This window comes from Bartonella sp. MM73XJBT.G, assembly GCF_028618435.1.
GTDB lineage: Bacteria > Pseudomonadota > Alphaproteobacteria > Rhizobiales > Rhizobiaceae > Bartonella.
The window spans coordinates 38,224-51,873 of sequence record NZ_JAQISW010000006.1 but is presented as its reverse complement, the minus strand read 5'-3'; the positions used below and the strand labels follow the sequence as shown (position 1 = coordinate 51,873).

The window sequence follows — 13,650 nt, the reverse complement described above, 5'->3', positions numbered from 1 at the left end:
CTTTTCCTAATATACCCTGCTACGCTTCTATCAAAACGGAACCATCCACTGACAATTGCTGGAAAAAAGCCTCTATTTTAGAATTGTCCGCATTACTCGTTCCCCCCTCTAACGTCGCTTGAACCTGCAAGATCCGCTGTTCTAAGACATCAAAAGAAAGATGCTCCACAGCCACAACATGCTCGACCAATAAGGAGCAGCCGGAAAAGGTAATATTTGCAACACCTCCGCAAACAGCAAAGAGCTTTTCTCCCGCAGTGGTGCGAACACGAACACCCCCCAACACAATGCTTGCCACCAATGGTGCATGATGTGCCATAACGGTCAAAGAACCTGAAGCTGAAGGAAGAACAACAGACACCACCTGTTCTGAAAACACAATCTTTTCAGGCGATATAAGCTCAAACAAAAAATGCTCTTCTCTATTGTTTTCCACAAAAGTCTCCACAGTACCCAGAAGGGCTTACCGCCCTCTTTAACAACTTATCTTTTTCAACAACCTGCCCTTATTTAACGACAAATATTCACGACAGATTTATCTTCAAGTAAAAAGCTTCTGATTTAAGAAGCCTCTGCCATGAGGCGTTTTCCTTTTTCAATGGCTTCATCAATCGAACCAACCATATAAAAAGCAGCTTCTGGCAAATCATCATAATCGCCCGCACAAAGACCTTTAAAGCCTTTGATTGTGTCTTCCAAAGGAACAAGTTTCCCCGGCGAACCCGTAAAGGCTTCTGCCACATGGAAAGGTTGCGAAAGGAAACGTTCAATTTTACGCGCCCGTCCCACCAGCAGTTTGTCATCTTCAGAAAGCTCATCCATCCCAAGAATAGCAATAATATCCTGAAGCGCTCTATAACGTTGTAAAATGGTTTGCACTTGACAAGCAACCGTATAATGCTCTTCCCCCACAATCAACGGATCCAACATACGCGAGAAAGAATCAAGCGGATCCACGGCTGGATAAATTCCCTTTTCCGCAATAGAGCGCGAAAGAACAGTTGTTGCATCCAAATGGGCAAAAGACGTTGCCGGCGCTGGATCTGTCAAGTCATCAGCCGGAACATAAATCGCCTGAACGGAAGTAATAGAGCCTGTTTTTGTACTGGTAATACGTTCTTGCAAAGCTCCCATATCCGTTGCCAAAGTAGGCTGATACCCCACAGCAGAAGGAATACGCCCTAAAAGAGCAGATACCTCAGCCCCTGCTTGTGTAAAACGGAAAATATTATCCACAAAGAAGAGAACATCTTGTCCTTCATCGCGAAAGCTTTCTGCAATAGTCAACCCTGAAAGAGCCACACGCGCACGCGCTCCTGGTGGTTCATTCATCTGCCCGTAAACAAGCGCACATTTTGATCCTTCTGTTGAACCATTATTCTCTTTTGGATTGACATTCACGCGGCTTTCGATCATTTCGTAATAAAGATCATTTCCCTCACGTGTCCGTTCTCCCACACCAGCAAACACAGAATATCCACCATGTGCCTTTGCAATATTGTTGATAAGCTCCATAATGAGAACGGTTTTTCCAACACCAGCACCACCAAACAAGCCAATTTTACCCCCCTTCGAATAAGGGGCTAACAAATCCACGACCTTAATACCCGTGACAAGAATCTCTGAAAAGGTCGATTGTTCAACATATTCAGGCGCTTCTTGGTGAATAGAACGCGTTTTGGTTGAAGGGATTGGACCCACATTATCCACCGGCTCTCCAATCACATTCATAATACGCCCCAATGTTGCTTCTCCTACAGGAACACTAATTTGTGCTCCTGTATCCACAACCTTTTGTCCCCGCATTAGACCATCGGTCGTATCCATCGCAATCGTACGCACAGTATTTTCACCCAAATGCTGTGCAACTTCTAACACCAAGCGATTACCTAAATTCTCTGTTTCCAACGCATTGAGAATATTTGGTAATGCCCCTTCAAATTGCACATCAACGACAGCACCAATAACCTGCTTGATCTCACCAACAGCGCCTTTTGCACGTTCTTCTTTTTTCACCGACGCGTCTTTAGCGGCACGACGTGCAGACGCAGATGAAGTCTTGACATCCACTTGAGATTTCGAAGCGTCTTTTTTCACACCGGAACGAGCAGCTGGTTTCTTTTTTTCACCTTTTTCTGCTCCTTTGCTTGAGGTTACTGCTTTTGCCATCAATCCTTACCTTTTCCATTTAAAGCGCTTCAGCGCCCGCAATAATTTCGATCAATTCTGTCGTAATTTGTGCCTGACGTTGACGATTATAAGCCACCGTCAATTTATTAATCATTTCACCTGCATTACGCGATGCATTGTCCATAGCTGTCATCTTTGCGCCCATTTCACCAGCAACATTTTCGAGTAAAGCTCGAAAGATTTGCACTGAAAGATTGCGTGGTACAAGCGCCTCTAAAAGAGAAGCAGCATCAGGTTCATATTCATAAACAATTGCCTCAGAAACAATCCCTTGTGAACCTTTAGCTTCTGTCTGTCCCCCAATATCTATTGCCTCAACAGCTGCTTTTGGAGTCCCCATTGGGATTAAGCCAAAAGCTGTTGGACGCTGATTAATTACGGAAACAAATTCAGAATAAAATAGTGTACAAACATCAAAAGCGCCTTCATTGAACAAATCAACAATGCGTTGACTAATCATCATTGCCTCGGCAAAACCAATTCGCTTTACAGCATGTAAATCAATATGATCAATCACCAAACTTTTGTAATCACGTGATAAGATATCCGCACCTTTTTTGCCCACAGTGATAATTTTCACAATTTTACCAGTGGTCAACAGCGCTTTAATCTGCTCACGAGCACGACGAGCTATTTGCACATTAAAAGCACCACATAAACCACGCTCAGCCGTACACACCACCAAGAGATGCACATCATCGCGCCCCGTACCACGCATAAGAGCCGGTGCATCAACACCATCCACATCCTCAGCAACACTGGTTAAAATATCGGCCATCCTCTTCGCATAAGGACGTGCCGATTGCGCCGCCTCTTGCGCACGATGCAACCGCGCTGCTGCAACCATCTGCATAGCTTTGGTAATTTTCTGTGTTGCTTTAACCGAAGCGATACGGTCTCTAAGATCCTTTAATGAGGCCATTCAAGCATTCCATCAATTCATCACGAAAAATTTTTCGCATACGTGTTAAGAACAGTTATCAACTTATCTTTTATCTCATCTGTTATCTGCTTTTGCTCAGAAATTGCTTTTAAGAGATCTTGATAATCACTCCGCAAAAGCACCAAAAGCCCCTGCTCAAACCGCGCAACATCAGAAACCGCTAGAGAATCAAGATAGCCATTCACCCCTGCGAAAATAACCACTACCTGTTCTTCTGTTTTGAGTGGAGAAAATTGTGGCTGTTTTAAGAGCTCTGTCAAACGCGCTCCCCGATTCAAAAGCCGCTGGGTTGATGCATCCAAATCAGAGCCAAACTGCGCAAAAGCTGCCATTTCACGATATTGCGCCAATTCACCTTTAATCGAGCCAGCAACCTGTTTCATTGCCTTAATTTGTGCAGCCGAACCAACACGCGATACGGAAAGACCAACATTTACAGCAGGACGAATTCCCTGATAAAACAAGTTGGTTTCCAAGAAAATTTGCCCATCCGTAATCGAAATCACATTTGTAGGAATATAAGCCGAAACATCATTTGCTTGCGTTTCAATGACTGGTAAAGCTGTCAAAGATCCCGATCCATTTTCCGCATTCAACTTTGCCGCCCGTTCTAAAAGACGCGAATGCAGATAGAAAACATCTCCCGGATAAGCTTCACGTCCCGGTGGACGACGAAGCAAAAGAGACATTTGACGATAAGCCACCGCTTGTTTTGACAAATCATCATAACCGATCAAAGCATGTTGCCCATTATCACGGAAATATTCGCCCATCGCGCATCCCGCAAGAGGTGCTATAAATTGCAAGGGAGCAGGATCAGAAGCGGTCGCCGCAACAATAATAGAATATTCCAATGCGCCACGTTCTTCTAAAACTTTAACGAATTGCGCCACCGTCGAACGTTTTTGACCAATCGCCACATAAATACAATAAACTTTGTCCTGCTCTCGCCCAGATCCTTTTTCATGAAAAGGTTTTTGGTTTAAAAATGTATCAAGCAAAATCGCTGTTTTTCCTGTTTGGCGATCACCAATCACCAATTCACGCTGTCCCCGCCCAATAGGAATGAGCGCATCAATCGCTTTTAATCCGGTTGACATAGGCTCATGCACAGACTGACGCGGAATAATCCCTGGTGCCTTAACATCAACACGACGACGTTCTGTTTCCTTAAGAGGTCCCTTACCATCTATAGGATTTCCAAGAGCATCGACCACACGGCCAAGCAAAGCGGGCCCTACAGGGACATCCACGATAGCGCCTAATCGCTTGACACAATCCCCTTCACGAATATCGCGATCTGAACCAAAAATAACCACACCGACATTGTCAACTTCCAAATTGAGCGCCATCCCGCGCACACCATTTGGAAAAGCAACCATTTCCCCAGCTTGAACATTATCCAAACCATAAACACGAGCAATACCATCCCCCACAGAGAGAACCCAACCAATTTCTGAAACCTCAGCCTTTTGGTCAAAGTTTTTGATTTGCTCTTTTAGAATTTTTGAAATTTCAGATGGTCTAATATCCATCAGCTGACCTCTTTTTTCAATGCAAGCTTAAGCGAAGACAATTTTGTTAGAAGAGACGTATCAATTTGAAACGCCCCGACACGAACGATTAACCCACCAAGAATTGTTGGATCTACAGTGATGTGTAGCAAAACTTTTCCTCCAACGACACCTTCCAAAGTCTCACAAAACTCTTGTTTTTGTTGAGAACTTAAGGGGCATGCAGAAATGATTTGCGCAGTAACTTGCCCACGAGCGCGTGCAACGCAACGCTGAAAGGCATGTAAAATACCAAATACGGCACTAAGCCTACGGTTTGTTGCAATAACGCGTAAGAAATTACCAATAATCAGCCCTGCTTCTTTATCAGCAAACTTGATGTTTTCACAAACAGATTGCATCACCTTAATCTGCTCTTTGACTGAAAAGAATGGACTAAGCACGAAGTGCTTTAAATCTTCATTTTGCTCTAAGACAAGCAAGAAATCTTCCACTGCCTTTTCAATCTTTTCAACGTTTCTAGCTTCTTGAACGCAACTAAAAAGCGCTTGCGCATAGCGTTGATCTACCAACGGCAGCGGTATGAGAGAAAATGAATCCGACACGAAATACCGCCTCTTTCCCTTGAGCGACTCTCTGATAGTTATCAGATGATAATGAAACAGACATTCTCAATCTTAAGAATCTTCTTCTTAACACCTAGAACAAAAACCATTCGGTTTCTAGCATAGACATAGCCGACTCGCAACACCACAAATCGCTGCTTTTTAAAAATTTTAAATAAAATATTCAAAATATTTTTGAAAAGGATTTTTTAAGATCTCCAAGCTGGCATCCTGATTTTTTTTATGCTTCTTTCTGTAAAAAAGTCACGCTCTTTAAATTTTGCTTCAAACAAAGCAAGATCAGAAAAAACTGTCCTTCTTTAAAAATCACCTCTCTTATCTCTACAAAAGCTTTAGCGAAAAGCGAGAAACAACTGCGACTGCAACTGCAAAAGTCTGTTATTTCAAATGTATAAGAAAAATATAATAATGGATACCCCCTTAAAATTAAGAAAAAAATCGATCATTTTTCTCTTAATATCCACATATCCACTTTTTTTTAAAACGTTTCACAAACTGCTATATTACCAAAGTATATTGTTTTGTAAAAACACTTTCTATAAACACTCTCAAGATATCAAGAGCTTTTAGAAGCTCAATAATGGTGCCAACTTATGGCTTTATGAAATAAAGATGGGGAAGCCTTTAAAGGCTTTTTCATTTATGCAAAGCGTTTACATTATTGACGCGCAACATCATAAAATGAATTCAAGCTTTCTGAGAAAAATTTGCTAAAACAATCACTAAAACAATCATATGAAAGCCCCCCTACCTTTACGTTTGATCAGAAGCAAACCAAACAGCTCTCACACACTCCTCAATGTTGCGCCCTTGACACCTGAGACAATTCATAGGAAACAAGCTTTCTTGGATAGTTTTACGCCACATGAGCGCCTCACCTGTAACGTTTAAAAAGTAAAAATACTTAATAAATCAATATCTTGTACGAATAAGGACGATGCCTCTGTTCATCCCATAACCGAGATATTTTTCTCCCGCGGTGCGGCTTGACGCAGTGCCCGCGCATAATGTTCTGCGACTTGACGCTGTTGTGCAGACACAATCAAAGAGTCAAGACACCCATAAGGAGGCAAATGATAATGCTGATGTGCTGTAATCTCCCGTTTTTTAAAAATCTTCTGGTTGGCATGAAAGTAAAGCCTTTATGACCGGATAATCCGGTTGATCGGTTTGTAATAGTCCTAAACTTTCCAATCCCACCCGCCCTGCTTCTTCCAGCCACTTGAGAGAAAAATTTTATTTTTAAAAAAAGCTTTGCGGATCAATATCAATTTGGACCCGAACGGAACTAGGCATTTTAGGACTATTGCTCAGCATTGCCCGAATGAACCCTTGTATATCAAAAGAGCGTTGCCCTTGCAGTAAAAGCCGAAAACGATAACGCCCCCGAACCAGAGCCAAAGGCGCCTCTGCGGGTCCCATAACCGAGATATTTTTTTCCCGTGGTGCAGCTTGACGCAGTGCCCGCGCATAATGTTCTGCAGCTTGACGCTGTTGTGCAGACACAATCAAAGAGGCAAGACGCCCATAAGGGGGCAAATGATAATGCTGACGTGCTGTAATCTCCCGTGTGTAAAAATCCTCTGGTTTGCATGAAAGTAAGGCTTTTATGACCGGATGATCCGGTTGATAGGTTTGCAATAGTCCTAAACTTTCCAATCCCACCCGCCCTGCTCTTCCAGTCACTTGAGAAAGCAGCTGGAAAGTACGTTCACTTGCACGTAAATCGCCATTGGCAAGACCAAGATCAGCATCAATAACCCCCACCAGAGAGAGCTTGGGAAAATGATGTCCTTTAGCGACCAACTGTGTCCCAATAATAATATCCACATCGCCATTGGCAATGGCTTGCAATTCACTTCGCAACTGCCCAATTCCCCCTTTGAGATCTGTTGAAAGAATCAATGAGCGCGCTTGGGGAAAAATCCCTTTTGTTTCTTCTGCAATTCTTTCCACACCTGGTCCACAAGCTACGAGATGGTCTAATGTTCCACATTCAGGACAGGCTTCTGGAAGTGGTTGATGATAGCCACAATGATGACATTTCAGTTGCCCTTGCGCGCGATGTTCAACCAACCAACTTGAACAATCGCTACAATGAAAACGATGTCCACACACTCGGCATAAAGTTAAAGGCGCATAACCACGGCGATTAAGAAAAAGTAGCGCCTGCTCGCCTTTCTCAAGTGTTTGTTTTAAAGCCCTTTCAAGGGTAAAAGAAATAAAACGTCCCTTTTGCACTCCTCCTTGGCGCATATCAATGACCCGCAACTGTGGAAGGGAAACTTCTTTAAAACGGGAGGGTAAATGCACCTTTTGATAACGCCCTTTTAAAACATTGGCTTGGCTTTCAATCGACGGTGTCGCTGAGGATAAGATAACAGGAAAATGCTCAAAAGAGCCCCGCGCAACAGCCATATCACGCGCATGATAAAAAATGCGTTCTTCCTGTTTATAAGCGCTATCATGCTCTTCATCGACAACAATCAAGCCAAGCGCATGAAAGGGAAGGAAAAGTGCCGAACGAGCCCCCGCAACGACGCGCACCCGCCCTTCTGCAACTTGCCGCCAGACACGTTCTCTACGACGTGGTGTCAAATCGGAATGCCATTCTGCTGCCGCAGCACCAAAACGTGCATAAAAACGATCTAAAAACTGCTGTGTTAAAGCAATTTCTGGCAATAAAATTAAAACTTGGCTACCCCCTTTGAAGGCTTGAGCAACCGCTTCAAAATAAACTTCTGTCTTTCCAGAGCCCGTCACACCATCAAGCAAAAAAACTTGAAACTGAGAAGATAAAACACCTTCCCGCAACAGTTTTGCTGCTTCACTTTGTGCACCCTGCAACTGAGGAGGACAAAAATCAGGATCGGGCATACCGACAAGATCAGAAGCAGGAACCTTAACATCTTCAAAAATTCCTAGTGCTTTTAAACCTTCAACAACAGAAACAGAAGTTCCAGCCGCATGTGCAAGACCAGAACGTGTCCATATCTTCTCACTGCGCACCAATTCCAAAACCCGTGACCGCGCTGGTGTGAGGCGTTCCACATCTCCCCCACAATAGCGCAATCCCAGCATCTGCGCTTCCGGCTCTAAAGCAGCCGGTACGGACAAAACCAATCGTGCAACAAGACCGAAAGGCGTCATTGTATAACGGCTAACAAACCGCAAAAATGTGATCATTTCTGGCTTTAATGGGGGACAATCAAAAACATGTAAAAGAAAGCGTAATTTTTCACGCGCCACCGAAGCAGTTCCTTGCCCATCCTTTGTTTTCTCTCCAACATCCACAACAAAACCGCAAAGCTCACGCCCCATCACCGGAACCCGAACAAAAGAACCAATTTTCACTTCCATAGAAAACGGGACTTTATAACTATAAGCATGCGCAACAGGAAGAGGAACCAAGACAGAGACAACCTTTTCCTCTATCATGTTTGAATTCACCTTTTTAACCAATCTATGATCTCCCCCTTATCTACAATCCTACAATCCTTTTGTCTAAGATCGCCTTGTCTTCGATTATCTTGAGCACCAACAGGTCCACAGCTTATCTTTAAACACTCTTATAAAATTCATTTATAAAATTCAGTGTGAGCTTCAATCATTCTTCCCTTTCACAATAAGCTTCTCACAAGAATCATTTTTAATACGCATTCCATTACAAAAACACCAATCTCATGCTCTATAGCAAACAAACAATGCTATTCTCCAGTGCAAATAACACCCATCACGATTAAGCATTCAACACAACATGATCACTGCATCATCACTGCACTCCTTAGCGACCCCATAATTGTAATTTCATGCCCAACATAAACGCTTTTATTTTCTTTCCACCTCATATCTCAACTTATCATCAACATATTGATTCATAAAAATAAATCATTTTTACATATCGTCATAAAAACGCTCAATATGAGAATTTTTTTATTATAAAAAATTCTTTAAACGCAGGAAAACTTCACATGTAAAACGCATATCCTCTTTAATGATACTTTACGACACAAAAATATCCATTCACTGACATGCGACAATCGAAATAAAATGTCCCATAAAATAAGGAAGGCATCTTATAAAATTCTCAAATATCAAGAGTAATCACTATGCAAAGATACCACTACATAAAAATGCTCATGCGCAATGAATCCTACGTCTTATGACAAGCAACGCCATGAAATAGGCATAGAAAAAATACGAAATCTTTCTTTACAGAAAGCAAATGCATGATGAACACCATGGCATCCTTTTTTGCATTCCTATTTTTATAGAGATATTCATTCTTCCTCTTGCTTTTGCTGTCAACAATAGCGCATAACAAAAAAGCAAGATAGAATGTGAAAAGCTTTAAATAAAAAGCTAAAAGGAAGGATTAGAGATGAAATTTTTTGTGGACAGCGCCAATATTGAAGAAATCCGAGAATTACAGAATTTAAGCCTTGTTGATGGTGTGACCACCAATCCTTCTCTTATCCTAAAATCAGGACGCAATATTCTTGAAGTGACAAAAGAAATTTGTTCTCTCGTTAGTGGACCTGTTTCTGCTGAAGTTGCAGCAACAGAATTTGAAAACATCATGAAAGAAGCGGCTGTTTTAGCAAAGATTGCTGATAATATTTGCATCAAACTTCCTTTAACTCTAGATGGATTAAAAGCTTGTAAAGCCCTTACAGCAGAAGGACTAAAAACAAATCTCACACTTTGTTTTTCTGCCAATCAAGCTTTACTTGCGGCCAAAGCAGGTGCAACCTTTGTTTCGCCTTTTATTGGAAGACTCGATGATTGCGGACTAAATGGAAGTGAACTCCTTCATGAAATTCGCACAATTTATGATAACTATAACTGTAAAACACAAATCTTAGCCGCTTCAATCCGCACCGTTAACCATGTCAAAGAAGCAGCCCTAAGTGGTGCTAACGTTGCAACAGTTCCACCCGCAATCTTAAAAGCCCTCGTCAAACATCCGCTTACAGATAAAGGATTGCAAATATTTCTCAACGATTGGCAAAAGACAGGACAAAAGATTGCCTAAGGACGAGAAGTTTTATTGGAAAGATCTCTAGAAAGTAACAAAAAAATCTGTTCAGCAAGTTCTTCTGCTACACGCTTTTTTGCATCTTCTTCTGCTTGCATCGTTGCATATTCTTGACGAAGTCGCTCAAAAGAGGCATTCATTATTGCTGTTCCTTTTGCAACAGGCCTATTTTTCATATCCTTCAAGGTATAGGAAGCTTTGCTCATAACAGTTCCAACAGAAGGTCGTCCCTTTCTCTTTTTCTCAAAATCAACGTCTATCTGCATCGATTTTCTTGTCAAGAAGGATATCTGCAATGCCAATTGATAAGCCGGTTGAGAAGGTTTACCCCCCTTTCCATACAACAAAAACAGCAGATGATTGCGCACTATTTGTCCAAAACGATCCGAAGGCTCTTCCACAACAATAGAGCTAAGCTTTTGTGCAAGCCCCAAAGAAGCTTGCTCAGAAGAGTACCCATAAACAGCAGAATTCATTGCCCTGAAACTCTGCGACTCTTGACGATAGAGTGGTTCAACTTTACACCCATACAACTGGGTACAGACACCCGCTAAAACGACAAGAATAAAACTTTTAGAGAACGACATTCACAATCCTTTGTGGAACAATAATGATTTTTTTCATAGGTTTTTCGCCCAGCTGCATCTGTACAAAATCTAAAGCCAAAACCGCTTCTTTAATCATGGTCTCATTCGCTGTTGCAGCAACGGTGACCTCACCACGTTTTTTGCCATTAATTTGCACTGGCAAAGTATAGCTTTCTTCAACGATCAATGCGGGATCATAAACAGGCCAAGCAAGTTCAGACATTAAAGTTTTCTCCCCTAAAGCCGCATGACATTCTTCCGCTAAATGCGGAATAATAGGTGCAATCATGGCAAGGAAAAAATCCATAGCTTGACGTAAAGCCGCCTTCATTTCATCCTCAACATCTGCCACCTTATTTAACAAAGGTACCATAATATTCAAGAATTCATAAAGGCGTGCAATAGCCCGATTAAAGGCAAATTTTTCTAAATCATCTTCTACAGCGTAGAGCGTGCGATGCGCTGCCTTTGACAGATCCAAAGCCGCTCCCTGATACCCGGCACAAGGGGCCACATCCTTTAAAACAGAAGCACTCAACGCCACATGGCGCCAAACACGCTGGACAAAGCGATGCGCACCTTCAACACCCGATTCTGTCCAGATGACATCTCTTTCCGGGGGAGAATCGGACAACACAAACCAGCGTACCGTATCAGCGCCGTAAGATGCAATAATATCATCAGGATCAACAACATTCTTTTTTGATTTTGACATTTTCTCAATCAAACCAATCGTCACTTCGCTTTGATCGGTCAATTTATAAGCACACCGTTTTCCATCTTTTTCAACAATCGAAATTTCTGCTGGAGAAACCCACCCTTGATCATCCCGATAGGTTTCATGCACCACCATCCCTTGAGTAAAGAGCCCCTTAAAAGGCTCATCCACACTCACATGACCAACCAATTTCATAGCACGCATAAAAAAGCGCGCATAAAGAAGATGGAGAATCGCATGCTCAATTCCACCAATATATTGTTGCACAGGTAGCCATTCAGTGGTTGCTTGTTTTTCAACAGGTTCTGCGGCAAAAGGAGCCGTAAAGCGTGCATAATACCAAGAAGAATCCACAAAAGTATCCATGGTATCGGTTTCACGTTTGGCAGGTTGACCACAGGAAGGACAAGCAACAGCTTGCCACCTTTCATGCCGTGCAAGAGGATTACCCGGTTGATCAAAAGTAACATCATCAGGCAAGATAACTGGCAAATCAGCCCGTGGTACAGGCACAACACCACACGTTTTACAATGGATCATCGGAATGGGGCAGCCCCAATAACGTTGACGCGAAATTCCCCAATCACGCAATCGAAATTGCACTGTTTTTTTTCCTTGTGGTTGCCCATTGAGCACTTGCCCCTCAAGCCTTTTGGTAACTTCTTCAAAGGCTTGTTGGGGTGTCAAACCATCTAAAAAGCGAGAGTTAATCATCACCCCATCACCAACATAAGGTGTTTCAGCAATAACAAAATTTTCTGCTTGCTCTCCTTTTGGCAAAACCACTGGTTTTATCGGAAGATCATATTTACGCGCAAAATCAAAATCTCTCTGATCATGGGCTGGACAGCCAAAAACAGCCCCCGTTCCATAGTCCATCAACACAAAATTAGCGATATAAACGGGGATATGCACCGTTGAATCAAAAGGATGCACCGCCACAAGCGATGTGCGAAATCCTTGTTTTTCCGCTGTTTCAAGAACTGCAGTTGTCATTCCACCACTCCGACAATTCTCAACAAAAGCCGCCAAGGCTTTGTCTTTTTTTGCAAGAGATTGTGCAATAGGATGATCAACAGACAGAGCCAAAAAGGAAGCACCAAACAAGGTATCAGGACGCGTTGAATAACAAACAACCTCATTAAATAGCTCACAAACATCATGAGCATCCCTTGCATCATCAGCTGTTGCCTTTAAAGCCCAACGAATCAGCAAACCTTGGGATTTTCCAATCCAGTTTTTTTGCATTGTGCGCACTTTTTCTGGCCATTGATCCAGTTCTTCAAGTCCTGCCAAGAGATCTTCACTAAAGTCACTAATTTTGAAAAACCACTGGGTCAATTCACGTTGTTCCACCAACGCCCCAGAACGCCACCCCCGTCCATCCACAACCTGTTCATTGGCCAAAACAGTATGGTCAACGGGATCCCAATTGACCTTAGCCACTTTACGCGCCACCAGCCCCTTTTGATAAAAATCAAGGAATAGCATTTGTTGGCGGTGGTAATAGTCCACATCACACGTTGCAAATTCACGCGCCCAATCAAGTGAAAGCCCTAATTGCTTTAATTGCCCACGCATGACGGCAATATTTTCATAGGTCCAAGTTTTAGGATGTACTTTACTTTGCAAAGCAGCATTTTCAGCCGGCATCCCAAAAGCATCCCAGCCCATAGGATGAAGCACATTAAAACCTTTCGCGCGTTTATAGCGTGCCACCACATCCCCCATAGCATAATTGCGCACATGTCCCATGTGAATACGGCCTGATGGATAAGGAAACATCTCTAAAACATAATATTTTTTACGGCAATCTTCCCCTACAGTCTGAAAAATTTTCTTTTCATCCCAAATTTCTTGCCATTTTTTTTCTCTCGCACGTGGATTATAGCGTTCACCTATCTTATAATGCTCAATTGTCATTCCCATGGTACTCTTTTAATAAAACTAAACCAAAAACTTGTTTTATTATGCTTGACCATGGATTAACCTCATCGTCAACATTTTCGTGCAATATTTCCCTAAGTATTTTAT

9 protein-coding genes and 1 pseudogene are annotated in these 13,650 nt (G+C 42.4%); 1 reads left to right on the top strand and 9 read right to left on the bottom strand.

Going from position 1 to position 13,650, the window contains the following annotated elements:
- Positions 1 to 19 precede the first annotated feature (19 nt).
- The 7 genes and pseudogenes from PVV59_RS04835 to PVV59_RS04805 all read right to left on the bottom strand — a co-directional run bounded on the left by PVV59_RS04835 (position 20) and on the right by PVV59_RS04805 (position 8,723).
- A complete protein-coding gene (locus PVV59_RS04835) occupies positions 20 to 436 on the bottom strand; it encodes a F0F1 ATP synthase subunit epsilon (protein ID WP_273754939.1) in 417 nt (138 codons plus the stop codon).
- 125 nt (positions 437 to 561) lie between these two features.
- Positions 562 to 2,169, bottom strand: a complete 1,608-nt coding sequence (gene atpD, locus PVV59_RS04830) for a F0F1 ATP synthase subunit beta (protein ID WP_273754938.1) — start codon at positions 2,167 to 2,169, stop codon at positions 562 to 564.
- A gap of 19 nt (positions 2,170 to 2,188) precedes the next feature.
- Entirely contained in the window at positions 2,189 to 3,112 is a 924-nt protein-coding gene (locus PVV59_RS04825; protein WP_273754936.1) for a F0F1 ATP synthase subunit gamma, read from the bottom strand.
- Between the two features lie 20 nt (positions 3,113 to 3,132).
- A complete protein-coding gene (gene atpA, locus PVV59_RS04820) occupies positions 3,133 to 4,668 on the bottom strand; it encodes a F0F1 ATP synthase subunit alpha (protein WP_273754934.1) in 1,536 nt (511 codons plus the stop codon).
- Positions 4,668 to 5,252, bottom strand: a complete 585-nt coding sequence (gene atpH, locus PVV59_RS04815; protein WP_273754932.1) for an ATP synthase F1 subunit delta — start codon at positions 5,250 to 5,252, stop codon at positions 4,668 to 4,670. Before atpH ends, atpA begins: the two co-directional genes overlap by 1 nt.
- A 971-nt stretch (positions 5,253 to 6,223) precedes the next feature.
- Positions 6,224 to 6,510: pseudogene (locus PVV59_RS04810) on the bottom strand (primosomal protein N'); the annotation flags it as partial.
- A gap of 5 nt (positions 6,511 to 6,515) precedes the next feature.
- Complete coding sequence (locus tag PVV59_RS04805) at positions 6,516 to 8,723, bottom strand: primosomal protein N' (RefSeq protein ID WP_273755055.1); 2,208 nt, start codon at positions 8,721 to 8,723, stop codon at positions 6,516 to 6,518.
- 931 nt (positions 8,724 to 9,654) lie between these two features.
- Between PVV59_RS04805 and fsa the strand changes: the two genes are divergently transcribed.
- The gene (gene fsa / locus PVV59_RS04800; protein ID WP_273754931.1) at positions 9,655 to 10,308 is read left to right on the top strand and encodes a fructose-6-phosphate aldolase; all 654 of its coding nucleotides are present in this window, start codon (positions 9,655 to 9,657) and stop codon (positions 10,306 to 10,308) included.
- Here fsa and PVV59_RS04795 read toward each other — a convergent pair.
- Both PVV59_RS04795 and leuS read right to left on the bottom strand, forming a co-directional pair.
- Entirely contained in the window at positions 10,305 to 10,898 is a 594-nt protein-coding gene (locus PVV59_RS04795; RefSeq protein WP_273754930.1) for an LPS assembly lipoprotein LptE, read from the bottom strand. The two genes, fsa and PVV59_RS04795, sit on opposite strands and share 4 nt — an antisense overlap.
- Entirely contained in the window at positions 10,885 to 13,539 is a 2,655-nt protein-coding gene (gene leuS / locus PVV59_RS04790; RefSeq protein WP_273755053.1) for a leucine--tRNA ligase, read from the bottom strand. The genes PVV59_RS04795 and leuS overlap by 14 nt, the downstream gene beginning before the upstream one ends.
- Between the last annotated feature and the right edge of the window lie 111 nt (positions 13,540 to 13,650).

Coding starts and splice junctions, on each gene's coding strand:
- atpD (WP_273754938.1), bottom strand. CDS start 2,169: ATGGCAAAAGCAGTAACCTCAAGCAAAGGAGCAGAAAAAGGTGAAAAA.
- PVV59_RS04825 (WP_273754936.1), bottom strand. CDS start 3,112: ATGGCCTCATTAAAGGATCTTAGAGACCGTATCGCTTCGGTTAAAGCA.
- atpA (WP_273754934.1), bottom strand. CDS start 4,668: ATGGATATTAGACCATCTGAAATTTCAAAAATTCTAAAAGAGCAAATC.
- fsa (WP_273754931.1), top strand. CDS start 9,655: ATGAAATTTTTTGTGGACAGCGCCAATATTGAAGAAATCCGAGAATTA.
- PVV59_RS04795 (WP_273754930.1), bottom strand. CDS start 10,898: ATGTCGTTCTCTAAAAGTTTTATTCTTGTCGTTTTAGCGGGTGTCTGT.
- leuS (WP_273755053.1), bottom strand. CDS start 13,539: ATGACAATTGAGCATTATAAGATAGGTGAACGCTATAATCCACGTGCG.